Source organism: Novosphingobium sp. 63-713, from assembly GCF_001898925.1.
GTDB lineage: Bacteria > Pseudomonadota > Alphaproteobacteria > Sphingomonadales > Sphingomonadaceae > Novosphingobium.
The window spans coordinates 177,107-203,013 of sequence record NZ_MKVS01000027.1; the positions used below are offsets into that span (position 1 = coordinate 177,107).

24 protein-coding genes and 3 tRNA genes are annotated in these 25,907 nt (G+C 63.5%); 9 read left to right on the forward strand and 18 right to left on the reverse strand.

The window, feature by feature from the left end; translation table 11 throughout:
• Positions 1–10: 10 nt before the first annotated feature.
• The gene (locus BGP00_RS14855; RefSeq protein WP_292691062.1) at positions 11–754 is read left to right on the forward strand and encodes a 7-carboxy-7-deazaguanine synthase QueE; all 744 of its coding nucleotides are present in this window, start codon (positions 11–13) and stop codon (positions 752–754) included.
• Entirely contained in the window at positions 751–2,190 is a 1,440-nt protein-coding gene (locus BGP00_RS14860; protein ID WP_292691060.1) for an MATE family efflux transporter, read from the forward strand. The genes BGP00_RS14855 and BGP00_RS14860 overlap by 4 nt, the downstream gene beginning before the upstream one ends.
• 11 nt (positions 2,191–2,201) lie before the next feature.
• Here BGP00_RS14860 and BGP00_RS14865 read toward each other — a convergent pair whose 3' ends face one another.
• The 5 genes from BGP00_RS14865 to BGP00_RS14885 form a co-directional block, all read right to left on the reverse strand.
• Positions 2,202–3,890 (reverse strand): DUF87 domain-containing protein, encoded by a 1,689-nt coding sequence (locus BGP00_RS14865; RefSeq protein WP_292922029.1) that lies wholly within the window; start codon positions 3,888–3,890, stop codon positions 2,202–2,204.
• Between the two features lie 100 nt (positions 3,891–3,990).
• Positions 3,991–4,770, reverse strand: a complete 780-nt coding sequence (locus tag BGP00_RS14870; protein WP_292691056.1) for a TIGR02186 family protein — start codon at positions 4,768–4,770, stop codon at positions 3,991–3,993.
• Positions 4,767–5,678 (reverse strand): sulfite exporter TauE/SafE family protein, encoded by a 912-nt coding sequence (locus BGP00_RS14875; protein ID WP_168603750.1) that lies wholly within the window; start codon positions 5,676–5,678, stop codon positions 4,767–4,769. The genes BGP00_RS14870 and BGP00_RS14875 overlap by 4 nt, the downstream gene beginning before the upstream one ends.
• A gap of 69 nt (positions 5,679–5,747) precedes the next feature.
• A complete protein-coding gene (locus BGP00_RS14880) occupies positions 5,748–7,037 on the reverse strand; it encodes a hypothetical protein (RefSeq protein ID WP_292691054.1) in 1,290 nt (429 codons plus the stop codon).
• A complete protein-coding gene (locus BGP00_RS14885; RefSeq protein ID WP_292691052.1) occupies positions 7,037–8,485 on the reverse strand; it encodes a glycosyl transferase family protein in 1,449 nt (482 codons plus the stop codon). The genes BGP00_RS14880 and BGP00_RS14885 overlap by 1 nt, the downstream gene beginning before the upstream one ends.
• A gap of 91 nt (positions 8,486–8,576) precedes the next feature.
• Between BGP00_RS14885 and nhaA the strand changes: the two genes are divergently transcribed.
• A complete protein-coding gene (gene nhaA / locus BGP00_RS14890; RefSeq protein WP_292691050.1) occupies positions 8,577–9,776 on the forward strand; it encodes a Na+/H+ antiporter NhaA in 1,200 nt (399 codons plus the stop codon).
• A 22-nt stretch (positions 9,777–9,798) separates the two neighbouring features.
• Here the strand turns inward: nhaA and BGP00_RS14895 are convergent, their stop codons facing one another.
• On the reverse strand, positions 9,799–10,227 hold the full coding sequence (locus tag BGP00_RS14895) for a VOC family protein (RefSeq protein ID WP_292691048.1): 429 nt from the start codon (positions 10,225–10,227) through the stop codon (positions 9,799–9,801).
• A 187-nt stretch (positions 10,228–10,414) separates the two neighbouring features.
• Here BGP00_RS14895 and BGP00_RS14900 point away from each other — a divergent pair, with 187 nt between their 5' ends.
• Positions 10,415–11,212 carry a metallophosphoesterase family protein gene (locus BGP00_RS14900; protein WP_292691046.1) on the forward strand — a complete coding sequence of 266 codons (798 nt, stop codon included), beginning with the start codon at positions 10,415–10,417 and terminating at the stop codon, positions 11,210–11,212.
• A gap of 182 nt (positions 11,213–11,394) precedes the next feature.
• Here BGP00_RS14900 and BGP00_RS14905 read toward each other — a convergent pair whose 3' ends face one another.
• Both BGP00_RS14905 and BGP00_RS14910 read right to left on the reverse strand, forming a co-directional pair.
• A complete protein-coding gene (locus BGP00_RS14905) occupies positions 11,395–12,000 on the reverse strand; it encodes an LON peptidase substrate-binding domain-containing protein (protein ID WP_292691044.1) in 606 nt (201 codons plus the stop codon).
• 3 nt (positions 12,001–12,003) lie between these two features.
• Positions 12,004–12,912 carry a tetratricopeptide repeat protein gene (locus BGP00_RS14910; RefSeq protein WP_292691042.1) on the reverse strand — a complete coding sequence of 303 codons (909 nt, stop codon included), beginning with the start codon at positions 12,910–12,912 and terminating at the stop codon, positions 12,004–12,006.
• Positions 12,913–13,160: 248 nt separating this feature from the next.
• Between BGP00_RS14910 and BGP00_RS14915 the strand changes: the two genes are divergently transcribed.
• From BGP00_RS14915 to BGP00_RS14925, 3 genes are all read left to right on the forward strand, one after another.
• Positions 13,161–13,235: transfer RNA gene (locus tag BGP00_RS14915), tRNA-Gly, on the forward strand.
• Between the two features lie 42 nt (positions 13,236–13,277).
• A tRNA-Gly gene (locus BGP00_RS14920) sits at positions 13,278–13,352 on the forward strand.
• A 35-nt stretch (positions 13,353–13,387) separates the two neighbouring features.
• Positions 13,388–13,462: transfer RNA gene (locus BGP00_RS14925), tRNA-Gly, on the forward strand.
• Between the two features lie 169 nt (positions 13,463–13,631).
• Here BGP00_RS14925 and fghA read toward each other — a convergent pair.
• Positions 13,632–14,471, reverse strand: a complete 840-nt coding sequence (fghA, locus tag BGP00_RS14930) for an S-formylglutathione hydrolase (protein WP_292691040.1) — start codon at positions 14,469–14,471, stop codon at positions 13,632–13,634.
• A 281-nt stretch (positions 14,472–14,752) separates the two neighbouring features.
• Here fghA and BGP00_RS14935 point away from each other — a divergent pair, with 281 nt between their 5' ends.
• Together BGP00_RS14935 and BGP00_RS14940 are read left to right on the forward strand one after the other, a co-directional pair.
• The gene (locus tag BGP00_RS14935) at positions 14,753–17,131 is read left to right on the forward strand and encodes an autotransporter domain-containing protein (protein ID WP_292691038.1); all 2,379 of its coding nucleotides are present in this window, start codon (positions 14,753–14,755) and stop codon (positions 17,129–17,131) included.
• Positions 17,132–17,269: 138 nt separating this feature from the next.
• Positions 17,270–18,094: a GNAT family N-acyltransferase gene (locus BGP00_RS14940; RefSeq protein WP_292691036.1), complete on the forward strand. Its 825-nt coding sequence runs from the start codon at positions 17,270–17,272 to the stop codon at positions 18,092–18,094.
• Between the two features lie 5 nt (positions 18,095–18,099).
• Here BGP00_RS14940 and BGP00_RS14945 read toward each other — a convergent pair whose 3' ends face one another.
• From BGP00_RS14945 to BGP00_RS14985, 9 genes are all read right to left on the reverse strand, one after another.
• Positions 18,100–18,825 (reverse strand): lysophospholipid acyltransferase family protein, encoded by a 726-nt coding sequence (locus tag BGP00_RS14945; RefSeq protein WP_292922021.1) that lies wholly within the window; start codon positions 18,823–18,825, stop codon positions 18,100–18,102.
• Positions 18,826–18,921: 96 nt separating this feature from the next.
• Entirely contained in the window at positions 18,922–19,299 is a 378-nt protein-coding gene (speD, locus tag BGP00_RS14950) for an adenosylmethionine decarboxylase (protein ID WP_292691032.1), read from the reverse strand.
• Complete coding sequence (locus BGP00_RS14955) at positions 19,296–20,930, reverse strand: NAD(P)-binding protein (protein WP_292691030.1); 1,635 nt, start codon at positions 20,928–20,930, stop codon at positions 19,296–19,298. Before BGP00_RS14955 ends, speD begins: the two co-directional genes overlap by 4 nt.
• Positions 20,920–22,452 (reverse strand): polyamine aminopropyltransferase, encoded by a 1,533-nt coding sequence (locus BGP00_RS14960; protein WP_292691028.1) that lies wholly within the window; start codon positions 22,450–22,452, stop codon positions 20,920–20,922. Before BGP00_RS14960 ends, BGP00_RS14955 begins: the two co-directional genes overlap by 11 nt.
• The gene (locus BGP00_RS14965; protein ID WP_292691026.1) at positions 22,452–22,661 is read right to left on the reverse strand and encodes a DUF350 domain-containing protein; all 210 of its coding nucleotides are present in this window, start codon (positions 22,659–22,661) and stop codon (positions 22,452–22,454) included. Before BGP00_RS14965 ends, BGP00_RS14960 begins: the two co-directional genes overlap by 1 nt.
• Positions 22,662–22,674: 13 nt before the next feature.
• Positions 22,675–22,860: a hypothetical protein gene (locus tag BGP00_RS14970; protein ID WP_292691024.1), complete on the reverse strand. Its 186-nt coding sequence runs from the start codon at positions 22,858–22,860 to the stop codon at positions 22,675–22,677.
• Positions 22,857–24,218, reverse strand: coding sequence for a DUF4178 domain-containing protein (locus tag BGP00_RS14975; protein WP_292691022.1), 1,362 nt, complete (start codon positions 24,216–24,218; stop codon positions 22,857–22,859). Before BGP00_RS14975 ends, BGP00_RS14970 begins: the two co-directional genes overlap by 4 nt.
• On the reverse strand, positions 24,215–24,868 hold the full coding sequence (locus BGP00_RS14980; protein ID WP_292691020.1) for a DUF4178 domain-containing protein: 654 nt from the start codon (positions 24,866–24,868) through the stop codon (positions 24,215–24,217). Before BGP00_RS14980 ends, BGP00_RS14975 begins: the two co-directional genes overlap by 4 nt.
• A 10-nt stretch (positions 24,869–24,878) precedes the next feature.
• Entirely contained in the window at positions 24,879–25,859 is a 981-nt protein-coding gene (locus tag BGP00_RS14985; RefSeq protein ID WP_292691018.1) for an SPFH domain-containing protein, read from the reverse strand.
• Between the last annotated feature and the right edge of the window lie 48 nt (positions 25,860–25,907).

The following is a 25,907-nucleotide window of genomic DNA, read 5'->3' on the forward strand; positions in this document are numbered from 1 at the left end:
TGCTGGCCCGATGACTCTGGCACTCGCAACGATCACTCCGGGCAAACCGGAAATCTTTGCTGCCTTGCAAGGTGAAGGGGCGTCCATCGGGCGCCCCTGCGTCTTCCTGCGCCTGTCGCGCTGCAATCTGGCGTGTGCATGGTGCGATACGGCCTACACCTGGCGGTTCGAGGGCGACAACCGGCCCCACAAGGACGGGATCGCCTTTGACCGGGCCGACAATCAACTGGTCTGGGAAGAAGCGGCGGTTGCCGAGGCCATCCACGCCTTTGGCCAAAGCCGACTCGTCATCACCGGGGGTGAGCCTTTGCTTCAGGCCCCTGCCCTGGTGCGGATGCTCGATCATCTTTTTACGCTGGGCAATTATCAGGTCGAGATCGAGACCAATGGGTCGGTTGTGCCGTCCGAAGCGCTGGCCGCGCAGGTCGGGCAATATAATGTCAGCCCCAAGCTGGGCCATTCGGGCAACCCGCGCGATCTGGCCATCCGGCCCGAGGCTTTGCGTTTTTTTGCCCAATATCCCAAGGCTTTCTTCAAATTCGTTGTCGCCACGCCGGATGATGTCGAAGAGGTCGCCGCGCTGGCGGCCGAACACGACCTGCCTGCCGAGCGCATCTTCCTGATGCCCGAGGGGCGCGACCCGGAAACGCTGCGCGCGCGGATGGTATGGATTGCTGATCTTTGTCTGCAGCGCGGCTATGCGATGACAGACCGCTTGCATATTCATCTTTCCGGCGACACCAGAGGCACATGAGCGAATTTGTCACCGAAGAAGCGCCGCCTTCCGATGCGCGCCCCCATGGCCACGCCACCCCGATGCGGGGCGATCTGACGCAGGGGCCGATCCTGAAAACGCTGCTGCTGTTTTCGATTCCCACCTTGCTCTCCAACCTGCTGCAAACCCTCAACGGCACGGTCAACTCGATCTGGGTGGGCAAGCTGATCGGGGAAAGCGCGCTGGCGGCCACGGCCAATGTCAACATCATCATGTTCCTGATGATGGCCACGGTGTTCGGCTTTGGCATGGCAACGACCGTGCGCGTGGGGCAATCCTTCGGCGCGCGCGACATGGACAGCGCACGGGTGACTTTCGGCTCGGGCATGGGCTTTTGCGTGGCGCTCTCGGTACTGATCGGCATCATAGGCTCGGTGCTGGCGCCCAAGCTGCTGCATCTGATGGCCACGCCCGAGGCAAGCCGGATCGAGGCGCTCGATTATCTGCGCGTGGTGTTCATCACCATGCCTTTCGGGTCGATTTCGATCATGCTCTCGATGGGTATGCGCGGGGTGGGCGACGCCAAGGTGCCGCTTTTCGCGATGATCCTGACCGTGCTGATCGACATCACGATGAACCCGCTGCTGATCCGCGGCTTTGGCCCAATCCCGGCCATGGGGATTTCGGGTTCGGCATGGTCTACGGCGGCAGCCAATTTCGCCGGGGCGGCGCTGATGCTGGGCTGGATCTATGCGCGCGACCTGCCCTTGCGGCTGCGGGGTGAGGAATGGGCCTATCTGCGCCCACGCGGGGATGAGCTGCGCTTCATCATCGCCAAGGGTCTGCCGATGGGCGCGCAAATGCTGCTGGTCTCCTCGGCCGGTTTGGTGATGGTCGGGCTGGTCAACCGCGAGGGCGTGGCGACCGCTGCGGCCTATGGCGCGTCGATGCAATTGTGGAACTATCTGCAAATGCCCGCCTTTGCCATTGCCAGCGCGGTTTCGGCCATGGTGGCGCAGAATGTCGGCGCGGGGCTGCACAAGCGGGTCAGCAAGATCACGATGCGAGGGCTGATCGTGAACGAGAGCGTGACGGTGACGCTGGCCGTGCTGATCGTGATCTTCGATGCGCCGCTTTTGCGCATGTTCCTTGTGCCCGGCAGCCCGTCGATCCCGATCGCCCAGCATATGCAGCCGATCGTCAGCGTGTCCTTCGTGCTGTTTGGCATCATGATGATCCTGACGGGCACGATGCGGGCTTATGGCGCGGTGATCCTTCCGCTCGTCATCATGTTTGTGGCCATGTATCCGGCGCGCGTGGGCTTCTACTTTGTCGCCTTTCCCTATCTGGGGGCCAATGCGCTCTGGTATGCTTATCCATTCAGCGCGGTGATCGCCGTGGCGATGACCAGCGCGATCTATCTGCGCGGAAACTGGCGCAAGGCGACGCCCAAGGCGGGTGGCCGTCCCGTCTAACGCCCCGTCAATCAGCGCCCTTGGGTGCGCCAGCGTTGGACGGTGCGCATCACCATCTGGTGATCATCGCCGCTCTGGCGCCAAAGCTGGCTGAAAGACGGATCGGAGGAGGCGGGTCGCTTGGCTTGCTCCAGATCGTCGAAGGAGACACGCATTGGAATACCCACACCCTCGCCACAGATGATGCATTCGCGGTTGCGCAGCGCGGGGATCGAATCGAGAAAGCCGCGTGCGCCCTCGGGCATGGCTGCGCGTACGAAGGCCTGATCGCGCTCGTTGTTCAGACGCATCGACAGGATCGTGCCGCATTGGCTCAGCACGCCCTCGGCAAGGTCGGAGGGCCGCTGGGTCACAAGCCCCAGAGAGACGCCATATTTGCGCCCTTCCTTGGCAATGCGCGACAGGATGCGGCCGACCGAGGAACCATCGGCGTTCTTCTCATTGGGGACATAGCGATGCGCTTCCTCGCACACCAGCAGGATGGGGCGGGTATCCTCCTCGCGCGCCCAGATCGAAAAATCGAACACCAGTCGCGAGAGCAGCGCCACCACCGTCGAGGTGACTTCCGAGGGCACGCCTGACACGTCGATGATCGCAATCGGCTGCCCCGCCGAGGGCAGGCGGAACATGCGCGAGAGCACATCCACCATCGTATCGCCCACCAGCATGCCAGAAAACAGGAAGTTGAAGCGCGGATCGCCCCGCAATTCATCGATGCGGCTTTTCAGCCGGACATAGGGCGCCGTGGTCGTCGCCTTTTCCAGCTTGCCCATTTCATTGTGCAGGACCGCCTGAAGATCGCTGATCAGATAGGGCACCGGCGAATCCACCGTGATCCGCCCGCCCAGCGCTTCGGCCAGCCGGTTCTTCTGCCGCGCGGCCAACAGGCATTTGCCCAGGATCTCGGCATCGACCTGCCGGTTCTCTCCCTGGCTGGAAAGGAGGATCTCGCAATGCTCCTCGAAATTCATCAGCCAATAGGGCAATTGCAGGTTCGACACGTCAAGGATCAACCCCGTCTGCCGAAAGGCGCTGGCATATTCGCCATGCGGGTCGATCATCAGGATATGGCCCTGAGGCGCCAGTTCGCAGATCCGATGCAGAATCAGCGCCAGCGCGGTCGACTTGCCCGTACCGGTCGAACCGAGCAGCGCAAAATGCTTGCCCAGCAGCGAATCGATATAAAGGCTGGCGCGGATCGTGGTGGTCGGGTGAACCTTGCCGATGGTGACCACCGCGCGCCCGTCGCCCGAATAAATATGGCGCAGGTCGCGCGTGCTGGCCGGATAGACCATCGCACCGGGCAACGGATATTGCGTCACCCCGCGCCGGAAACCGGTCAGCGCCCCGCTTTGCGGATCGAGCGTCCCCTCGCCCAGAAAATCCACGGTGGCGATGATGCCTTCATCGGCCCTGCGCCCCTGTTTCTGGTCACGAATGCTGGCCAGCAGGCAGGTCTGGCCCGCCATGATGCGGATCTGGCTGCCCACAAGCCCCGATTGCGCAATCGAAGGGTCCGCATCCGCGCCGCATTCAGCCAGACGCTCCAGATCGAGCGCGATGAGCCCGCCCGCCCCCGAAATTTCCAGAACCACGCCCATCGGCTGGGCCGAATTGGGCAAGCGATCGTCATGATCGCCCAGTCCTGCCCGGTCTGTGCCCGGCGCGCCATAGGCGCCACCAAAGCCAGGATTGGCCATGTCATTCATGCCAATCGGGCCTTTACCGAGATGCGAACCCCTATCATTGCATCAGGGAATAGGGCGGAAAAGGTTAATATTAGGCTTAATTATCACCCGCTCAGAACAGCGCGAACAACCGCCCCGCCACCCAGCCCATCACCACCGACACCGCCACGGCCATCAGCCCATAGGCCAACGCTTCCTTTTGCGAAAAATCGGCGACGGCTTTTTCAAAACCCTGCTTGCCCACCTCAACCCGCGCCGTGGCCGATGCCACTACGCGGCCCTTGCGCACGGCAAAGGTTTCGGCGGTATAAACCCCCGGTTGCACACTTGAGGGCAGATCGATGCGCGCGGAGTAAAGCACGCCCCCATTGATGGTCACGCCCGAGTCGTCCTGATGAAACAGGCCCTGCCGCTGCATCAGATCGACAAGGCCCTTGGCGAAATGGGTTTCGCGCGCGGGGTCGATGCTGTCGCTGGGCGAAAGCTGCAGCGAATCGAGACCGAGCTGGTAAATCGCCGCTGTGCGCGGATCGGTAATCTGGCGGATCGGGCGATTGGCCACCACGGCATAGAAACTGGGTACCGAGCGCAGCGTGGTATATTCGGCATTGACCCACATGCCCGCCACCTTGCGCTTTTCGCGCAGGACCATCTGATGCGCGGGCCCTTCGAGCACCACCACCACATCATAATCGCGCGCTGCCCCCGCAACCGGGCCGCCGCCATCGGGCGACATGATCGCGCCAAACAGCAGCAATTGCGCCCCGGTAAAGCCCTGCCGCAATTCGATGCGATGCTGGGAAATATCGGTGACCAGCACCGGCTCGGCCGCAGCGGCCCAAGGAGCCCCGGCCAGCAGATAAAGCGCAAGCAAGGCGAACAGCCGCCTCACAGCAGGCTCACCGTAAAGATTTCATCCGGCCGCCATGTCAGCCCGAGCGCCATGCGCGCCGCGACCGCCAGCACGATGGCCGCCAGCGCAAGGCGCAGCTTGACGGGACTTGCCGTGGTGGCGAAACGCGCGCCCAATTGCGCGCCCGACACCGACCCGATCAGCAGCAGTCCAGCCAGCACAATATCCACCGCCCGCGTGGTCAGCGCATGCATCATCGTGGTGGCCATGGTCACGAACAGGATCTGAAACAGGCTGGTTCCCACCACCACCTGCGCGCTCATGCCCAGAATGTAGAGCATGGCCGGAACCAGCACGAAACCGCCGCCGATCCCCATCAGCATGGTCAGAATGCCGGTGAACATGCCCAGCAGCAAAGGCGCCAGCGGCGAAATATACAGGCCCGAGCGATAGAACCGCCACCGCCCCGGCAAACGCGTCACCAGCGGATGATGCCGACGCTTGCGCACCGGGCGCGCGCCCGTGCCGCCCGCCCGCAGGGTCTGAATGCTCTCGCGCGCCATCATCGCGCCAATGCCGCCCAGCATCGACACATAAAGCAGGTTGATGACCGTATCGATCTGCCCCAGCGCCTGCAGCAGGCTAAAGAGCAACGCCCCCAGCCCCGTGCCCAACACGCCGCCCGCCACCAGCACCAGCCCCATGCGGTAATCCACCCCGCCGCGCTGGTGATGCGCCAACATGCCCGACACGCTGGCCCCGGTCACCTGGCTGGCAGCCGAGGCCGCCGCAACCGTTGGGGGAATGCCGTAGAAGATCAGCAGCGGCGTGGTCAGAAACCCCCCGCCCACGCCGAAGATGCCCGACAACATGCCCGTGAGCAGCCCAAGCCCGATGATAATCAGGCCGTTGACCGACAGATTGGCAATGGGAAGATAGACATCCATAGCGTCCCCACGCTAGCGCCTGAATGCCGCGCGGGAAAGCCCCGCCCGGCTCATCCCGTCCTTCCCGCGTCAAAAACCTGCGGACAGCGTGAGCGCCGGGCCCGAGGTGGGCATGGCATTGCCCCGCACCCGCAACCGATAGTCGATGGCGATCCGCGCGCCCACCTGCCCCTGCCGCATCCCGAGGCGCAGCGTAGGGCCGACATCCAGCCGGTTCGCGCCCTGCTGAGCGCCGCCCCATGCGCCAAGCCCCATGCGCAGTTCCGCCCCACCTCCATGCGAGACCACCTGCTCCACCCGGATCTGGCCGTCGATGAAGGGGGTGGACGCCGCCCCACCGACATAACCGGCCTGCACATAGGTTTCCGCCTCGATCCGGCGCCCCAGCGACACCGGCGGAATTTCGGTGACCAGACTGACCGCCGGGCGGGCATGGGTCTGACCCGACTGAAACTGGCTGGCGCGAATTTCGGCCATGGCGATCACCGGCACGGCCGGAACGGGGCGCAGCGACAGGCCTGCGGCCACCTCGCGTTCGCCCGTGCCGTTCAATGCGCCATAGGCACGCGTATAGGCGGTCAGCTTATGCGCCTCGCCGGGGATCAGGCGATAGCGCAGCACTGCGCCGATCTGGTTCGCACCATAGGTCGGCCCATAAGGCGCGCTGCCCCCGGCCAGAGCGTGATCGTTGCCCCCCTGACGCATCAAGAGCCAGCCATCGCCCGACCAACGCCGTTCCGCCACGCGCCGCCCGGCAGGCTGGCCATGCAGCTTCTCACGCGGAACCACCAGTTCGCCGCCCTCGTCCTCATGCGTCACGGCCAATACGGCGTTGATATTGCCCATGCCGTCGCGCGCGGTCTGAAGCCTGCGATGGCGGTGCAGCCGGACCTGCATTCCGGCGGGCAAAGGCAGGTTGGCCATGGAGGACATATACAGCACCTGCTGGGTGGCCGCGTTCATCGCTCTGGCGCCCGTCACCTCGGCCAGAGGATCAACCGGTGTCAGCGCAAGAGGCTGCAAAGGCGTGTCCGGCAAGGAAGGCAAAGGCGCCGCCATAACAGGGGCAATTATCCGATGCATCGCCCCGTCCATTCGCAGCGCCACGGTCGAATCCTTTTCGGGCGCCGCCACGATGAACGAAAAATCGCCCCCCTTGCCCCACGGCTGCCTGACAAGGCCGGGCAAGGCAGGCAATTCCGCCCGGAGATCATCGGGACGAACCGCCATCGACAGTTTTTCCCAGGTGGCCGTGCGCCCCCCCATCCACAGCATCAGCACCGCCGCAAACATCACCAGCGGTTCGCCCCGTTTCCGAGGTCGGCGGAACCGATCCGGCAAAGTATCGGGACGGCGCATCAGGCGGCGTTTTCCATCGGGCAAGGCGGCGGCGGTACCGAAGCAACCAGCGAAGGATGGACCATATGCTCGGTCTTGTCCCACACCACGCGCGCGCCGCCCAGACTGCGGCAATAGGCCCAAAGCGCCCGCCGCGCGGCCAGAATCATCACCACATTGGCCACCGGCAGCCGCAACGGCGCCAGCAGCCCCTCGCGCCAGCCATATTCACGCCCGGTGAACAAGGCACGCATGAACGAACGCCACACCAGCCCCATCGCGCACAGGTTCATCGCATAATGCAGATAGGCAGGCGGCGGCGCCAATTGCGGCATATCCTTGCCCAGCCAGAGCCGCGCCACCGCCAGCACGCCTTCGACCAGCAGCAGGATATAGGCGGCAAACAGCACCAGTGCGATCAGCGGCCCGCGCCGGTCACGAATCGACATCCAGATATCGACCAGCGGCGCGTTCCACCCCAGGCGGTCCCAGCCCTGAAGGCAGATCCCATGCATCCAGCGCGTCTTTTGCCGGACCGAGGTCAGCACCGTATCGGGGAAATAGGAGCGCGTGCCGATCAGATGGCCATCGGCATCGCGGCAGCGCAGAAAGCAACCGCGCCCGCCCAGATGCGGGATCAACATGCCCAGCTCATAATCCTCGGTCAGGCAATCGGCGGCAAAGGGACCGTCGGCCGATCCCATCATGCGGACCTCACCGATCAGTTCAAGCATGTCGCGGGAGAAGCCGCAGCTGACGCCCGCAGCGGGCAGGCCCGCGCCCAGCGCATCGCGCACCGGCATCGCGCGGGCATGGGCCTCGGCAAATTCGTCGCAGTAATGCCCAGCCACCCAATGGGCGCCTTCAGGAATTTCGGGACGGACCGGCAATTGCACGAATTCCACATCGGACAACGCCCTGTCGATCAGCATCAGTTCGAGCGGATGGACCATATCCTCGCTGTCATGCAGCACGATGCCCTTGAAACGCTGACCCAGCCTTTGTTCGTCCGCGCACATCGCCTTATAGATGCGGTTGAGACAATCGGCCTTGGTGGTGGGGCCGAATTTGTCATGGATGACAATGCGCAGGCGCGGATCGCTGCCGCCGATCGCAGTGACCGCAGCCACCGTGGCCGGGTCATTGCAATAGCAGCCTATATACAAAATATATTCGCTTTCTTTCCAGCAGCGCAGCATATTGGCAACCGTTGCGCCGATCACGTCGGCCTCGTGCCAACAGGCAACAAAGACCGCAAGGCGCCCGTCCAGACGCCCTTGCGATACATCTCGCGAGAGATATGGTGTACGGAAACCCGGTTTAAGGCGCATGCAGAACCAAATGGCGTCGACGGCCAGTTCATCCACCATACCGATCACAAACCAGAAGAGCGCAAAGAGCAGCAATTCCCGCTCGATCAACAGCAGCCACTCAACTAAGGTCCAGCCACCTGACGCGGCAAAGGACATCGACGCGACAACCCCCTTGTTGGCACTTAAGGTTATATAAGTAGTAAGAATCACTTATTGAAGCAATGCCAATTCTCGACACGAGGGATATGTGACGTCATTTTTCACTAGAACGCGCAATTTTGTCCAAAAACTTGCGCGGGACCAGGAAGTTCTCGCGGGCGTTTTACTGGCTTTCGCGACCCTGGCAGCGATAGTGATAAGTAATTCGCCATGGTCATCGGCATGGACAAAAATGCTTGATGGACCGCTATTCACGCCGGATCTGCCCCATCTCTCCACGCTGCGCGATGTGATGGGCAATGGGATCATGGTGGCGTTCTTCTTCACGGTCGGGCTGGAGGTGAAGCGCGAGGTGCTGATCGGCAATCTGGCCGATGCGCGGCAAAGGCGGTTGCCGGTGCTGGCCGCGCTGGCGGGCATGGCGGTGCCGGCGGCGACCTATCTGCTTGTGGTGCGCGGCCATCCGGGGCTGCAGCGCGGCTGGGCCATCCCCTCGGCCACCGATATTGCCTTTGCCATGGGGGTGATTGCGCTGCTGGGCCGATGCGTGCCGCGATCCTTGCGGCTGTTCCTGCTGACGGTGGCGGTGGTGGATGACATTGGCGCGGTGATCGTGATCGCGCTGGGCTATACCGCGCATGTCGATCTGGCGTGGTTGGGCGCGGGGGCTTGCGTGCTGGGTGTCGGCATAGCGCTCAACCGGATGGGCTGCAGCCGGGTCTGGCCCTATGGCCTGATGGCGGTGGCGCTATGGTGGTGCGTTCTGCATTCGGGGGTGCATGCCACGGTGGCGGGCGTGCTGGCGGCGCTGACGGTGCCCATCGCGCTGGACGAGCGCCATGACAGCCCCCTGCTCCGCCTGGAACATGCGCTGGCGCCATGGAGCGGGCTGGTCATCGTGCCGCTGTTCGGACTGGTGAATGCCGGGGTGCGGCTGGATGGCGGCGTGGCCGACATGACGCTGCCGCTGGCCATTGGCGCGGGGCTGGTGCTGGGCAAGCCGGTGGGCGTGCTGGGGGCGATGTGGCTGGCCGAAATCACCGGCTTTGCGCGCAGACCCGAAGGCGTCAACTGGCTTCAGGCGCTGGGCGCCGGGCAATTGGCGGGCATCGGCTTTACCATGAGCATGTTTATCAGCACGCTGGCCTTTGCGCCCGATCCGCTGCGGGAAAACGCGATACGCATGGGCATTCTGGCCGGGTCGCTGATTTCGGGCGCGATCGGGGCGCTGCTGCTGCGACTGGGCCAGAGCGAGATGGCCCCGAGCAATCGGGGGCAGAGCGGCTGAAGCACCCTGCCCCCCGGACGATTTACCAACTGCCGATATTGGGCATGGAAAGCCAGGGCTCGGCGGGTTCCAAACGGCCGTTTTGCAGCAATTCGATGCTGATCCCGTCGGGCGTTTTGACAAAGGCCATATGGCCGTCGCGCGGCGGACGGTTGATCGTCACCCCGGCATCGGCCAGCGTCTGGCACGTGGCGTAAATATCCTCGACCTGAAACGCCAGATGGCCGAAATTGCGGCCGCCGGTATAGGTCTCGGCGCTGCCATCCTCGGCGGGCCAGTTATAGGTCAGCTCAACTTCATAATCCTGCCCGGGACAGGCCAGATAGATCAGCGTGAAACGGCCCTTCTCGCTGGAAAAGCGGCGCGTTTCGCTCAGGCCCAACAGGCCGAACAGGGCGATGGTCGCGTCCGGGTCGGTCACGCGGATCATCGTGTGCAGAAATTTCGTCACGGCTAAAAACTCCACTCATCGCCAGTCATCATCAGCAAAGCCACGGTAATCCAAGATGGGCAAGCTGGAATTTCCGGTCTGGCGCGTCCACCTTGTTCCAGCCGCCCTTAAACTTGACCCTGATCGGCGCCACCCGTAAGGCCATAGGGTTCACGAATATAGGGCAGACAGAATTATGCTAGGAGCGTTGCGCAAGTTGTTCGCAGGCACAGCCTCGGCCAGCGCGCCGCGTATTCCCGATGGCGAAAGGGTTTTCGCAATTGGCGACATCCATGGGCGTCTCGATCTGTTCGAGGCGCTGATGGGCGCGATCATGACCGAGGATCAGAAGCGCAGCCCGGCCAAGACCACGATCATCCTGCTGGGCGATCTGATCGACCGCGGCCCGGCCAGTCTGGGCGTGCTGGCGCTGGCCCGCCAATGGCAGCAAGAACGCCGCGCGGCGGGCAAGGCGATGCATATCCTGATGGGCAATCATGAGGAAATGCTGATCCACTCGCTGGAACGGATCGAGGTGCTGCGCCAATTCGTCCAGTATGGCGGGCGCGAAACGCTCATCAGCTTCGGGATCGACGAAAAGACCTATGCCGATGCTTCATGGGAAGAACTGCAGGTCCTGATGCAGCAGGCCATCACGCAGGAATGGATTGATTTCATTGGCACCTTTGAGGCGTGTCTGCAGATCGGCGATTATGCCTTTGTCCATGCGGGCATCCGCCCGGGCGTTGCGCTTGAGGCGCAGATACCGGCCGATCTGCGCTGGATCCGCGAACCATTCCTGTCGAGCGAGCAAGCCCATGGCAGCGTGATCGTGCATGGCCACACCATCACCGATGACCCCGAAATCCGGCGCAATCGGATCGGCATAGACACGGGCGCCTATCAATCGGGACGCCTGACCGCCTTGTTGCTGGAAGGTGAGGAGCAATTGTTGCTTTCCACCGTGGTCGACGAAGAAAAAATCAGCATTCGTCTCGAAAAATGAACGAATAGCGGCAAGCCTGCGCGAGGTCATCGCGATGGTTGGTTGAACAAGAACAACATGCGCAGCGAGTCGGTTCAGGGCTTTTCCGCGGTTCGCGCTTTCCCGGAGAACACGCTGGCGGTGCGAAAAACTGCCGAAAATGCAGAAGGCGCCGGGACCATCACTCCGGCGCCTTCTGCGTTCTATTGCAATGTGGCCGCGCCCTCATCGCCGTCACGGCGGCCATAGAACTGCATCAGTTGCACCAGCAATTCGCAGCGCTCGGTCAGATCGCCGCATTCCAGCAGCGCCTGTTTCGAGGCAGCGTCAAAAGGCGCGATCTGGGCCACGCCATTGATCAGCGACTGATCGTCCAGCCGCGTCACCTGTTCCCAATCGACCGCATAGCCCTGCGCATCGGCAAAGTGGCGCGCCTCGCGCTCAAACATCGCGCGTTCGACCGCGCTGATGACCTGATGCTCGGCCTCGGGCAGCAATTCGGCCTCGACCTGACGGAACGGCGTCACCACCGTCATCTCACGCAGGATGCGAAAACGCGCCTCGCCGACCAGCACAATGTTGAAGCGGCCGTCGGGCAGCGCCTCGACCTCCTGAATATGGCCCAGCGTGCCGACCTCATAGAGCGGCGCGCCCTCCTCGGCCTTGTGCGGCTGGATCATGCCGATACGCCGATCCCGCGCCAGCGCATCGGACACCATGGCCCGATAGCGCGGCTCGAAAATATGCAGCGGCAGGCTGAGGCCCGGATAAAGCATCGCGCCGGTAAGAGGAAAGATCGAGACGCGCATCGATCAGCCAAACAGGATGGTGGACAGCTTGCGCCGCTGGGCCGAAACCCATGCGTCCTCAAGGCCGATGGCCTCGAAGATCTGGAGCAGCTTGGCGCGGGCGGCGCCTTCGTTCCATGTCCGGTCCGCCGCGATCAGGCGCAGCAGCGTGGCCGCCGCCGCCTCGCGGTCGCCCGCCGCAAAGGCCGCGCTGGCATAATCAAACCCGGCCTGATGGTCATCGGGCGCGGCCTCGGCCGCCGCCTTCAGCGCGGCCAGTTCGCCATCCTCAGGCGCATCCTTGGCCAGTTCGAGCGCGGCCTTGGCCCGCTCCACCGCCGGATCGGCGGCCAGCGCCGGATCAAGCGCGATCAGCACCGCCTCGGCTTCCTCAACCTGACCGCCAAGCACCAGCGCGCGAATCAGTCCGGCATGGGCCGCCGCGCTGTCGGGGGCGATTTCGGCAATCTGGCCAAAGATATTGGCCGCGCGCTCACCATCGCCCGCATCCAGCGCTTCCTCGCCCATCGCCAGCAATGGTTCGAGGTCGGGCTTGGGATCACCGGCGGGCTGGATCGGCAATTGCTTGAGCAACTGGTCCAGCATAGCCTTTAATTGCGATTCGCCGCGCGCATTGGTCAGGTCGGCAATCGGCTGCCCCTGAAAGATCGCATAGACGGTCGGAATCGAGCGGACCTGAAACTGGCTGGCGATGAAGCCTTCCTCGTCCACATTGACCTTGGCCAGCACGACGCCCTTGTCGGCATATTCGGCCGACACCTTTTCCAGCACCGGGGTCAGCGCCTTGCACGGGCCGCACCATTCGGCCCAGAAATCGAGAATCACCAATTGCGTCATCGAAGGCTCGACCACCGCCTTGCGGAAGCGATCAACGGCTTTCTGTTCTTCGATGCTCAGGCCAAGACTTGCCACGCGGTACTCCATCCGTCTGTGCGCCCCATCCGGCGCCTTTGCCCCCTATGTGGACCTTTCGCGGCGTTTGTGAAGGGATAAAGCGCGTTTCGGCGCAAAGCCGAGGTGATGCGGAAACGGATCCCTGCAATCTTTTGCCCATGAAAATGAAAAGATGTGAAGATTGTGCTTGGCAAGGTGAAAGAGCCTCGTTAAAGGGCCGCCTCACCCCGCAACGGAGCGCCCCGCTCCATTGCCGAAACGCCAGAGCGGGCGTAGCTCAGGGGTAGAGCACAACCTTGCCAAGGTTGGGGTCGAGGGTTCGAATCCCTTCGCCCGCTCCAAGTTTCACCCGGCCTCGCCCTTATGGGTTTGGCCAAGCCCGAGCGGGCGTAGCTCAGGGGTAGAGCACAACCTTGCCAAGGTTGGGGTCGAGGGTTCGAATCCCTTCGCCCGCTCCAGTTTTTCGGTGTCGTCAATTGGCGCACCCGCCCGAGCGGGCGTAGCTCAGGGGTAGAGCACAACCTTGCCAAGGTTGGGGTCGAGGGTTCGAATCCCTTCGCCCGCTCCAGTTTTTCCAGACAGTTAGGACGATGCAGGCCTGTACAGGGCCTGTCCGAGGCGAATCCTCCGGGATCATTCGTTGCGCTGTGTCGCAAGCGGCTTCGCTGAATGGTTCGCATCCCTTCGCCGCGCTCAACATCAAAGGCGGCGCACTTATGCACGCCGCCCCTCTCTCTTTACACCTTCATCCGCTCGGCATGCCACGCCACATGCTCGGCCATAAAGGTCGAGATGAAGTAATAGGAATGGTCATAGCCCGGCTGCATCCGGATCGTGGTGAGCTGACCGGCTTTCTCGCAAGCCTCCACCAACAGTTGCGTTTTCAACTGCCCCTCAAGGAAACCATCGGCCTCACCCTGATCGACCAGCAGATCGGGCAAACGCGCCCCATCCTCGATCAGCGCTACGGCGTCATATTCGCGCCACGCCCCGCGATCATCGCCCAGATAGCCCCCCAGCGCCTTTTCGCCCCAGGGGCAGTTGAGCGGCGACACGATCGGCGCAAAGGCCGAGACCGACCGGAACCGCCCCGCATTGCGCAGTGCGATGGTCAGCGCGCCATGCCCGCCCATCGAATGGCCGGTGATGCCCTGCCGCTCCATGTCCGCCGGGAAATGCTCGGCCAGCAAGGCGGGCAATTCGCCCTCGATATAGGAACGCATGCGGAAATGCGGCGACCATGGCTGCTGCGTTGCATCGACATAGAAACCGGCGCCCTTGCCAAAGTCATAGGCATCGTCATCGGCCACATCATCGCCGCGCGGCGACGTATCGGGCGCAACAAAGATCACCCCCGCCTCGGCGCAGGCCCGGCGGAACTCGCCCTTCTCGGTCACATTGGCATGGGTGCAGGTCAGGCCCGAGAGATACCACAGCACCGGCAGCCGCGCGCCCGGCGCATGATCGGGCACAAAGACCGAGAAGGTCATGCGCGTGCTGGTCTGTTGCGAATCATGGGCATAGACCCCCTGCGTGCCGCCAAAGCTGCGGTTGCTGCTGATCATTTCCAATGTCATGTCATGCCTCTCATTGCCCTGTTCGCGCGCCCTTGGCGACGAGCGGGAAAAATGCCCTAAAACTGTTGCCGCACAAGGAATCTTACTTTGTAAAATAGGGCATACTGTACAGTTCCGCGCTTCTTCAAGGGGTCAACAGGCTCGGTTCACCTTATTCCCCCTTGCCTTTGGCCGCTAATCCCTGCACGTCCCGCAACACCCTATTCATCCGGCGTTCACTCGGCGAGCGCCACTCGCCCCATTCGGGGTAGACATTCGAAAGACGAAGGACAGACACGGACATGGCCCGGTCGATTAACTTGCTCAGCCGCACCACCCGCGCGCGCCGTTTTGCGCCCATTGCCCTTGCGTCCACCGCGTTGATGACGCCGGGTGTGGCCTGGGCCGATTGCACGGCCAGCGGCTCCACCGTCACCTGTTCGGGCACTTCGGCCGCCTATACGAACACGGCCTCTGGCGTGAATGTCTCTGTCACCTCGGGATCGAGCGTGACCGCGCCGCTGGTGATCGGCACTTCGGGCACGCTGACCAACGCAGGCACGGTGACCAACACCGGCGCGATCTATGGCGTGCAGTATGGCGACAATGCCACGATCACCAACAATGGTACGATCACCTCGACCAGCAGCACGTCGGGCGCGGGCGCGATCACCGTGGGCGCCAATTCGACCGTGACCAACAACGGCACGCTGACCGCCTATTCGGGCACGCCTGCGGTTACTTTCGGCGTCAACGGCACGTTCATCAACAACACCGCCGCCACCGCCGCCGTGACGGGCAACATCGTCTATGGCACGAACACCGACGGCAACCGCGCCTATTTCTATAATTACAACACCACCTACGGCTTTACCGGCGCGGTGACGGCCAGCGGCAGCATCACCGCCGTCAACACCGGCATCTTCACCGGTACGTTCAGCCAGTCGCCGGTTTCGGCCACGGTCGGCACCAATACGGTGTCCTTCACCAATGGCTTTGGCGGCACGTTCACCGGCGTCTTTGCCTCGGGCGACAACACCACGCTGAGCAATGCGGGTACGATGTACCTGTATAACGGCAGCACGGTTGGCTATTATTACACCACCGGCGGCACCTCGACGCTGAACAACAACAACACCACGGTCAACACCGACGGGACGATCACCAACAGCCAGTTGTGGATCGGCACTGCCTCGGCGCCCGCCAAGGTCACTGTTTACGGCAATTATGTTCAGGGCGCCAACGGCACGCTCAACATCCCGATCTATCCGGCGGGCAGCGCGACCACTGCGGCCGGCACCACCTACAGCCAGCTCTACACCACCGGCACCGCATCGCTGAGCGGCACGCTGAACCTGAACGTCACGGCGGGCTTCTATTCCACCGGCACGGTGTTCAACGTGATCCATGCCAATGGCGGCATCACGGGCGACTTCTCCAGTTTCACCGTCAACAACGGCACCAACCTGTTGTTCACCACCTTTACCAAGGTGGGCGCGGTGACCAGCAGCACCGGCACCGATTATCAGTTCACCGCCACGCACAATTCCTATGACACGGTGATGGCCGCCAATGGCGCCAACGCCAACCAGATCGCCGTTTCCAAGGCGCTGGGCCATACCGACGGCACGGTTGCGGACACCACCGGCCTGCTGGCCACCGCCACGGCCAGCACCGGCTCGGATGCGGCCACCCTGCTGGGCACGGTCGATATTCTGGGCGTCTCCGATGCCAAGCTGTTCCTCGATGAAATCTCGCCCGAGGGCTATCTGGCCTATGCCACGGCGCTGCGCGATCAGGCCAACCTGTTCCATCGCACCATCGACATGCGCCTGAAGGATCAGAACAGCGACCATCCCGAAGACGGCTGGTGGCTGACGCCGATGGCGCAGGGCAGCTTCTCCTCGACGGCCTCGACCGTGGGCGGCTATCGCACCCGCGATCAAATCACCGCGATCGCCGCCGGCTATGATTTCTCGGGCCCCAGCCATGTCTATGGTTTGGCCGTCAACCTGTCTTGGGACAAGCTGCATTACGCACTGGCTAATCTGACCGGTACTAATCGCGATTATGCGGTGGCCGCCTATGTGGGCAAGAATTTCGGCCCGCTGCACCTGACCGGTATCGCCAGCTATCACATGGGCAAGATGAGCACGACCAAGCTCATCACCATCGGCGCCTACTCGCGCACGGCCACCGGCTCGGCGGGCGAGGATCTGTTCAAGGCCACCGGCAAGGTCGGGTTTGAGCTGAAGGCCAATGGCTGGACGGCCGAACCTTTTGTCGGGATCGACTTCAACAAGGGCAAGATCAAGGCCTTCACCGAAACCGGCGCGGGCGCGGCCAATCTGAGCGTCAACGGGATCAGCGCGGATCGCACCGAATGGCTGGCCGGTCTGTCGCTCACCCGCTCGAAGGGTATGCTGCGCCCCTATCTGACCGCGACCTATCGCTCGAAGATCACCGGTTCGGGCAACACCGTGACGGCGCTGATGAACGGTCAGGCCGATACGCAGTTCACCGTGACGGGTCTGGCCCAGGCCAACAGCCAGGTCGATACCAATGCCGGTGTCAACTTTGTGTTCGACGATGCGGGCGCGCTGTTCATCGGTTATCAGGGCACCTATCGCAGCAATTACATGTCGCATGGCATCAATCTGGGCATTCGCCTCGAATTCTGATCCTTCGCGATCCTTGCAATTCCTGAAAGGGCGGCGCTGCGGCGTCGCCCTTTTCGTTTGGGTTTCTGTCACACAAGCATCACGCAATCGCCACAGCCATGTCACCTCCATCGCCTAAACAGGCGGGAAGGAGACGCCATGACCGCCCAGATGCTTGAGAAGCCGTTAATGACCCGCCGCCTGACTGTCCGTCTTGCCCGCGACGGCGATGATCTCCATGCGGTTCAGCATCTGCGCTGGCGGGTGTTTTTCGAGGAAATGGGCGCGGCGGAAGACATGGATGTCGATCCGGCCAATGCGGCGCTGCGCTGCGACCGGGACGCCTATGACGCGCTGTGCGATCATCTGCTGGTGATCGACGAGGCGCTGCTGGATGCGGGCGCGGCGCCTGCCGATGCGGTGGTGGGCACCTATCGCCTGCTGCGCGAAAAGGTGGCGCGGGCGCATTCGGGCTTTTATTCCAGCGGGGAATATGACCTCTCCACCCTGATGGCGCGCGATAATGAGGGCAAGGAACTGCTCGAATTGGGCCGTTCCTGCGTGCTGCCGCAATATCGCACCAGCGCGACCATCTCGATGCTGTGGCGCGGGATTGCCGATTATATCAAGGCCAATCAGATCGGCCTGATGTTCGGCTGCGCCAGCTTTCCCGGCACCGACCCCGATCTCTACGCCCCCGCGCTGTCCTATCTATACCATCACCATCTGGCCGCGCCGGACCAACGCCCCCGTGTGCTGCCCGGCAAGGGCGTGTCGATGGAGCGGCTGGAACGCGGCGCCTATGACGAGCGCCGCGCGATGTTCCAGCTTCCCCCGCTGGTGAAGGGCTATATGCGGGTGGGCGCGCGGTTTGGCGACGGGGCCTTTATCGACCATGCGTTCAACACGGTCGATGTGTTTGTGGTCATGCCCGTCGATCTGATCGCGGACCGTTACGCCTCGCGTTTCAGCGCAGCGGCTTAAACGCTTCAGCGGTGGCTGCCTAAACGCGCCACCACGGCGGCCTCACAGGCGCGGGCCAGCCCCTTGCGGTCGCCCGCCTCGATGGGCGTTTCAAACCACACCTCGGCCTGGATACGCCCCATGCCCGCCAAAGTAAGCGCATGGGGCAGCAACTCATCATCGCCGATCCACGCGATCTGCCGCTGCTCCTGCGGGCTGAATGCGCGGCCATCGGCATGGGCATAGCGCAAGGTGATCGGCTGAACCCGCGCGGTCCCCTCGCCCACGCCAGGCACCAGCGCAAACAGGCTGGAGCGGAACGGCAGCACGCCATCGCCCAGCCCGGTCGTCCCTTCGGGAAACAGTACCAGTCCGCGCTCGGCCTCCAGATGGCTGGCCAGTTCGGCGGCCTGCGCCCCCACCTTGCCGCGCCGCTCGCGCTCAACAAAGACGCACCCATATTCCGCCGTCAGCCGCCCGATCAACGGCCAGCCCCGCATATCATCCTTGGCCACAAAGGCCGCCCGTGTCACCAGCCCCAGCACAGGGATATCAGTCCAACTGATATGGTTGGCGACATAGAGCGTGCCCGCTGCAGGCATCGGCGTACCATGCACCTCGACGGTAATGCCAAAGCTGCGCAGCAGCAGGCGCCATGCCAGCACCGCCAGACAGCGCCGAGCCCGCCACCCGGCAGGCATCACCAGCCATGGCAAGGCCAGAACCAGAAACAGCGCCACGCCCACCGCCATCCGTCCATATCGCGGCCAACGCGCCAACTTTTCCAAACTCACCCGATCCCCCGATGCAAAACGCGTCCCAAGCCGCCCCGTATGACAGGGTGATGACTAAGGCGCCAGTGCTGCCCCGGTTCTGGCGCCCAAACGGGGGATGGCCTGTCGATAGCGAATGGCGCCGCCCAGCCGCGCCGCGATCACGGCCAGCGCCGCTTCTGCATCGGCCTGCGGCCCGCAGACGAAAATGTCGATCGCGGCCAATCCTTCCTCAGGCCACGAATGGATCGAGATATGCGATTCGGCCAGAAGAGCCACGCCCGTCACCCCCTGCTCCGGCCCAAAGGGGTGGAGGTGGACCGAGAGGACATGGACATGGGCGGCAGCGGCCGCCTCGCGCAGCGCCGCCTCGATCAGGGCCACGTCGCACAGCCCATGACAATCCGCCAGATCGGCAATCAGATGCAGGCCCGTGGCCGGAGCGAGCGTCACAACAGGCTCTCCCCGCCCCGCCCCAGATGAGCCAATGCACGCTCGGCGGCCAGCACGCCGTGATAATGCGCCTCTTCAAACAGCGAGAGGCCGGAGAGATCGGAATGGGCGCGAAACACCGGACCATTCATCGCCTGCGCCGCCGCCCGTGCCGGATCGCTGCGAAAGCCCACTGTTGGCCGCACCATCGCATGGCCCCAGCGCCAGACATCGATCCGCTCGATCCGCCCCTCCAGTTCCGGGTTCATAGACAGGAGATCCGCCGCGATAATCGCCTGCCACTCGCCCAGTCCCCGCGCCAGCAGGCCCTTGCGCACCGCCACCGGATCGCCCTCGGACAAGGCCTGATACCATGTCAGAACCCCCGGCCCATCGGCGGCCGAAGATGTCTGATGGTTGGCCACGACATAGCCGAGGCTGGCGCTGGTACTCGATACATTGTCCCAAGCCAGCCCCGCGCCCGGCCCCCATGGCATGTGCGACACCGCCACATTGGCCACCACCCATGGCGCATAGGAAAAGCGTGAGGCACCGGCGAATTGAGGCGCGACATGGCGCGCCACGAAATCGGGCATGGCCAGAACCACCGCCTGCGCCCTGATCCGCCGCGCCGCACCTGCCTGATGATCGAAGACATCGACCAGCACATCGCCGCCATCGCGCGCCACATGGGTGACGCTGTGGCGCGGGCGCAATCGCGCGCCGATCCGCCCGCCCATCAGCCGCGCCAGCCGGGCATTGCCCTCTGGCCATGTCAATTCGCTCTCGCCCGCGCCATCGGCGGCCCAGCCGCGGCGGCCTGCGAAATAGTGGATCCCCGCCCATGCCGAAATCGCTGCAGGCTCGCTGCCATAATCGTCGCGGGTGCAATAGCGCAGATAGGCCAGCAAAGGAGCGGCGGTGTAGGCTTCCTGCGCCAGCCATGCGGCAAAGCTGATGCGGTCGAGCGCGGCATAGGTCTCGTCGCGGCTGGAGAGCGCCGAGGGACTGGCAAAGGCGGCGCGGCCATCGCGTCCCACGGCTTTGCGAAACACCTCCATGGCCGCATCGAAACGGCGCCATTGCGCGCTATCTTGCGCCGACAGGCCGGTGGTGGGCACCAGACCCTCCTGCCACTTGCCGCGCCAGAGCAGACGCTCCTCAAGATCGGCGCAGAGCTGAAACGGATCATAGACCGGCGCGCCCTGCACGTCCTGCCCGGTAATCATGCCAAAGCCGCGCAGCATATGGATCAGCGCCCGCGCCTCGCGATTGGGGATGGGCAGGTAATGCGCGCCCCATGGGAAAGCCGTCACGCCATTGGCCCCGCCGCGCGCATTGCCGCCCGCAACGTCCTCCAGTTCGAACAGGGCGAAATCGGCAAAACCCGCCTCGGCCAGACGCCAGCCCGCCGCAAGCCCTGCAATGCCGCCGCCCGCGATGACCAGCGGGATATGCTCCTCCGGCCCGGTCGGCCCCGGTAATTTGCCGTCGCGGATCGCATGGCCGCGCACCATATCCGGCCCCAGCAAAGCGCCGGGAAAAGGCGTCGCCTGCGCCGGTCCGCAACCGGCAAGCACGCCGCAGGCCCCCAATGCCCCGCAGACCATGGCCCCGGCAAGCAGATCTCGCCGCCGGACCTCAGCCCTCATAATGGCTCCATTCCTCGGCAAAGCTGCGCACCAGCGCCTGATTGTCGAGGCGGTTTACCGGTGTTGGGCGGCGCGCCATGTCGGGGGGGAAATCGAACATCAGCGGTTCGGACACGGGGTTGAGATAACGCAGGCCGACGGGCAGATGCGCGGGGGCCACCGGGGGCGTATGCGCGGCCAGCGTAAAGCCCCATTCGCCAAAGCTGGGCACATAGGTGTGATAGCCGCGCGTTTGCAGGCCCGCCGCCTCCAGCGTCTGCGCCACGGTCCAATAGGATCGCGGCGCCACCAGCGGCGAGGTCGATTGCACCACCATCACGCCATCGGGCGCCAGCAGACGGGCCACCTGCGCATAGAAACTGACCGTGTAGAGCTTGCCCAGCGAATATTCGGTGGGGTCGGGAAAATCGATCAGGATGGCGTCATAGGTGCCCCGCGCCGCGCGGACCCAGCGAAAGGCGTCGGCATTTTCCACGCTGAGGCGCGGATTGGAGAGCGAGCCGCGATTGAGCGCGGCCAGTTGCGGCGTTGCGCGAAACATCCGCGTCATTTCCGGGTCCAGATCGACCAGATGCACCGAACGCACCCGCCCATCGCGCAGCACCTCACGCGCGGCCAGCCCATCGCCCCCGCCCAAGATCAGCACCCGCGCCGGATTGGCCACCCGCCCCAACACCGGCCAGACCAGCGCCTCGTGATAGCGGTACTCGTCCCGCGACGAAAATTGCAAATTACCATTGAGGTAAAGCCGAAGATCCTCGCCCCGGCGGGTCAGCACAATGCGCTGATAGGGTGTGGACCGGGCATGGATCACCCCCTCGCCATAATAGGCGATCTCGGAAAAGCGCTGTATGCGTTCGGCCAGAAACAGGCCCGCGATCAGGCTGCACGCCACCATCAACGCGGCTGCCATATCAACGCCCACCCGCCGCGCGCGCCGCATCACAAACAGCAGCGCCACCGCCACCGCCACATTGGCCAGCCCAAACACCAGTCCGGTACGGATCATCCCCAGATGCGGCACCAGAAACAGCGGGAATGCCAGTGAAGCGATCAGCGCGCCGACATAATCATAGGTCAGCACATTGGACACCAGATCGCGAAAGGCAAAGCGCGAGCGCAGGATGCGGATCAGCAGCGGGATTTCCAGCCCCACCAGCGCCCCGATCACCAGCACGATGGCGTAGAGCAGCACCCGGAAATCAGCGGCCAGCGGGAAGGCCAGGAACAGGCCCGCAGCGCTCCACCCGCCGATGGCCGCGATCATGATCTCGACGCGGATAAACACGCCGATCTCATCGCGCCGAACATAGCGCGAGAGGAAAGACCCCACCCCCATCGCAAACAGATAGGAACCAATCACGGTCGAAAACTGGGTAACACTGTCGCCCAGCAGATAGGAGGCCAGCGTGCCCGCCAGCAATTCATAGATCAGCCCGCAGGTGGCCACCACCAGCACCGAGAGCAGCAGGATGGCCGCATGCGCGCGCGCAGGCCCCGCAAAATCGCCGGAATCGTCCATCAGCCGTGAATCGCCGCCGCGATGATCATGCTCAGCCCCAAAGCCACCGCGCCCGCCAGAATGGCCACCGCCATATTCTGCCGCTCGATGATTTCCTTCCACAATTCGCCGGGGGTCAGTTTGTCGACCAGAATGAAACTGGCCACAAAAACCACAATGCCCAGCAAGGCATAAAACAGCGTGGCAACAATGATCGCAGTCGAAAGCATGGTCACCATTCCCCTATTTATGCGAAGGGCCAAAGCCCCAGAAACCGCCCGCCCCACCATGGTGATGGGTGCGCTCGGCCGGGCCGCTGTGCTGAGCTGAGCCATCGGCAAATGGGTCCCACGCGGCCCATCCGGCCCATGCGGCAAAGGCCAGCAGCGCAAGGCACCAAACGATATGCAGGAACAATCTGCGGGTCATCGGTAATTCTCCCCGTACACCGCCGTCTTGCTGGCGCGATAGGCATAGGCGATCAGCCAGGGCAACCATGCCAGCACCACGATCAGGCTCCAGAGGGCACCGGGAAAACCGCCCGGTTCGACCAGCACACTCAGACCAATAACCTCCTGCTCCTGACCGGCAACGCTTTGCGATGTGTCGATGCCCCAAGGGTTGCCGGTATAGCTGGTGGTCGCATAGGTGCTGGCGCTGGGGTCGTTCCAGCGTTTGGCCTCAGCCTCGATCATCAGATCATAATCACCGGCCGGTACGCCGCTGAAACGGGTTTCGGTCGCATGGCTGCCTTCGGACCAGTCACCATCGGAATCGCGGCCTGCGTAATATTCGATGGTGGCGCTGGCCGGGATGGCCGCCTGTGTCGCGCGGTTGACCAGCAGATAGTCCAGATCGACCCAGCGGTTGATGAAATCCGTTGCGGACACCTTGACCATGACGAATTGAGCACGGCGGACCAAATGCACCGGCCCGACAGTCAGGCGTGCAACGGGACCATCGACCACAACTCCGCCGCCGCCACGCACGCCCGCGCCGCCCGATCCAAAAGCCGTCAGCAGAAAAAAGCTCGCAATCGTGGTCAACATCGCGACCAAAGCCATGCTCCAAAGTCCCGCCCGGCCGGACGAAAAGCCGGTGCCCCAAACGCGCTGGGCAAAGCCGGATGCTCCGTCGCCCGGCGTGGGCCGCGCCGGTTCTGGCCGGGCCAGATCGGGGCCTTGCGGGCGGACAAAGGCGTCGATCAACCGCCCCGGCACGCCGACCAGATGGGTCCATTGCACCTCCTCGCCCTCGCGCCATTCGCGAGAGAGAGAGGCGCCGCCGCGTTCATAGCTGCCCGCCACCCACATCTCGCCCGCCTGAACCCGCCAGTAGAATTCGCCGATCACGCGGGTGGTGGTGATGGTGACAGGCTCGTCCTCGCCACGGTACACCTCGCCGCGCCAGCCTGCCTCGCCCCAGCCGCCGGTTTCGCGCGGCAGATCGGTCAGCATCGTGCCGAATTGCCATTGCCCATCGGAATGGACCAGCCAGCGATAGCCCGCATAGGGGTTGAACAGGAGATATTCGCCCCAGGCATAGCCCCCCGCCTGCCGCTCCAGAAAGCCGATGGCCTCCCATTGCGTGCCGAACAAAGTGCCCCGGCTGCCCAGCGGCAGGGGCAGTTTCGCGGCTTTTTCGTGATATTCCTTGATGACGGCAACGTCAGGATTGGCGACATCAAGCACGCTGCCGCAATGGCGACATGCGACCGTGACCGTATAACCCGCCGCCTTGACCTCAATCGAACCGCCGCAGGAGGGGCAGAGGATCGCCCGACTCATCGGCCCTTCTCCGCCAGATTGTCAGGCATCACCCAATCCTCAACCGCGCGCAGGCGGCTGGGGCGCAATTCGGGCAGTTCGACATAGCGCCCGACATAGGCGCTTACCCCCACCTTGTCGCGCTGGACCGAAAGGGCCGCGCCGGTGGGGGAGCGGAAATCCACGCTTTCCACCTGCCAGTCGGCCGGAGTGGGGAAAGGCAGATCGCCCTCTGCGCCAAGGCAGGTGACAGTTTTGATATCGGTGGCGGTCAGGCTCTGGCCGTCCACATCGAGGGTGAATCCCAGCGCAATGTCGGCAGGCAGACGGGCGGCGACATCCTCGCGCTCGGCCAATATCTGAAACTGCCCCATCGCCTCGCCCAGCCAGCGCGAGGTGCCGTCGGAAAGTTGCAGCAGCCATTCGTTCCACGCGCCATCGGCCCAGCCCCAGCGCACGCGGCCCACCACGGTAAAGCGCGCGCCATCCACCGCGCCGCCGGTGCCGAGCTGGATCGGGGAAATGTCATAGGGCAACAGCGCAGCCTTGCCGATGTCGCGCATACCCTCGCGCGCGATCACCGTCTGGCAATAGCCGCACACGGCATAGGGCATGGCGCCGGAGCGCATCGGCACCGGCGCGCCGCATTGCGGGCAGGTGTTATTGGCCATGGAGGTTCTCTTACTTCACCCGCGAGAGGATTTCGGCCTTTTTGGCGTCAAATTCTTCCTGCGTGATCGCGCCGATGGTCAGCAGCTTGTGCAACTTTTCCAGCAAGGCGAAGGGGTCTTCAGCCGGGGCGGCGCTGGCAGGCGCGCTCTGGCCGAAAGCGCCGCTCATTGCCCCGCTCAGCATATTGGCCGCCGCCATGCCCGCGCCGATTCCGGCAAGGCCGCTGTCGGAGGCCGGGTTGTCGAGCGCCTGTGCGGCCTGAAAACGGGTGTAGCCCGCCATATCGCCCAGCACGCGCATCGAGGAACCCTTGTCGAGATGGGCCTGGACCTCATCCGGCAGGCTGATGCTTTCGACAAAGAAGCTGGGGCAGGAGAGGCCCCATGCGGCAAAGGCCTTGTCCACCTCGGCCTTGATCGTGTCCGACATCGCCTGCTGATTGGCGGCCAGATCGAGGAAAGGCACCTTGCTGCCCCCCAGCGCGGTGGCGATGGCGGTGACGATGGCGCTGCGCAATTGGGTGTCAAGCGTATCGGCCCAGACCTCGCCCATCGTTCCCAGCACCTTTTCGACAAAGAGCTTGAGATCGGCGATCCTGAACGAATAGGTGCCAAAGGCGCGCAGGCGGATCGCCCCGAATTCAGCATCGCGCACCGTCACAGGTTGGGGCGTGCCCCATTTGCGGCCCGCCTGCTCCTTCATGCTGATAAAGACGACATCGGATTTGAAGGGCGAGTTGAACCCCTTGTCCCAATTCATCAGATTGGTCAGGACCGGCAGATTGGCCGTTTCCAGAATATGCAGCCCCGCGCCGAAATAATCGGCCACCTGCCCCTCGTTCATAAAGGCCGCGATCTGGCCCTCGCGCACGGTCAGTTGCGCGCCATTCTTGATTTCATTGCCCGCCGTAGGCACACGCCATGCGACCTGTCCGGGCGCCTCATGCCATTCGATCACATCGATGAACTGTTTGCGCAGGAAATCAAACATGGCAACTATCCTGAATTGTTCCGAGAACAGGTGTTATTCTAGAGTAAG

Excerpts from the sequence above, each read along its gene's own strand:
- BGP00_RS14940 (WP_292691036.1), top strand. The coding sequence starts at position 17,270 with ATGACCGCCCAGATGCTTGAGAAGCCGTTAATGACCCGCCGCCTGACT.
- BGP00_RS14955 (WP_292691030.1), bottom strand. The coding sequence starts at position 20,930 with ATGAGGGCTGAGGTCCGGCGGCGAGATCTGCTTGCCGGGGCCATGGTC.
- BGP00_RS14980 (WP_292691020.1), bottom strand. The coding sequence starts at position 24,868 with ATGGCCAATAACACCTGCCCGCAATGCGGCGCGCCGGTGCCGATGCGC.
- BGP00_RS14935 (WP_292691038.1), top strand. The coding sequence starts at position 14,753 with ATGGCCCGGTCGATTAACTTGCTCAGCCGCACCACCCGCGCGCGCCGT.
- BGP00_RS14875 (WP_168603750.1), bottom strand. The coding sequence starts at position 5,678 with ATGGATGTCTATCTTCCCATTGCCAATCTGTCGGTCAACGGCCTGATT.
- fghA (WP_292691040.1), bottom strand. The coding sequence starts at position 14,471 with ATGACATTGGAAATGATCAGCAGCAACCGCAGCTTTGGCGGCACGCAG.
- BGP00_RS14885 (WP_292691052.1), bottom strand. The coding sequence starts at position 8,485 with ATGTCCTTTGCCGCGTCAGGTGGCTGGACCTTAGTTGAGTGGCTGCTG.
- BGP00_RS14945 (WP_292922021.1), bottom strand. The coding sequence starts at position 18,825 with ATGGCGGTGGGCGTGGCGCTGTTTCTGGTTCTGGCCTTGCCATGGCTG.
- BGP00_RS14970 (WP_292691024.1), bottom strand. The coding sequence starts at position 22,860 with ATGACCCGCAGATTGTTCCTGCATATCGTTTGGTGCCTTGCGCTGCTG.
- BGP00_RS14985 (WP_292691018.1), bottom strand. The coding sequence starts at position 25,859 with ATGTTTGATTTCCTGCGCAAACAGTTCATCGATGTGATCGAATGGCAT.
- BGP00_RS14855 (WP_292691062.1), top strand. The coding sequence starts at position 11 with ATGACTCTGGCACTCGCAACGATCACTCCGGGCAAACCGGAAATCTTT.
- BGP00_RS14880 (WP_292691054.1), bottom strand. The coding sequence starts at position 7,037 with ATGCGCCGTCCCGATACTTTGCCGGATCGGTTCCGCCGACCTCGGAAA.
- BGP00_RS14865 (WP_292922029.1), bottom strand. The coding sequence starts at position 3,890 with ATGGCCAATCCTGGCTTTGGTGGCGCCTATGGCGCGCCGGGCACAGAC.
- BGP00_RS14905 (WP_292691044.1), bottom strand. The coding sequence starts at position 12,000 with ATGCGCGTCTCGATCTTTCCTCTTACCGGCGCGATGCTTTATCCGGGC.
- BGP00_RS14860 (WP_292691060.1), top strand. The coding sequence starts at position 751 with ATGAGCGAATTTGTCACCGAAGAAGCGCCGCCTTCCGATGCGCGCCCC.
- BGP00_RS14975 (WP_292691022.1), bottom strand. The coding sequence starts at position 24,218 with ATGAGTCGGGCGATCCTCTGCCCCTCCTGCGGCGGTTCGATTGAGGTC.
- BGP00_RS14965 (WP_292691026.1), bottom strand. The coding sequence starts at position 22,661 with ATGCTTTCGACTGCGATCATTGTTGCCACGCTGTTTTATGCCTTGCTG.
- BGP00_RS14960 (WP_292691028.1), bottom strand. The coding sequence starts at position 22,452 with ATGGACGATTCCGGCGATTTTGCGGGGCCTGCGCGCGCGCATGCGGCC.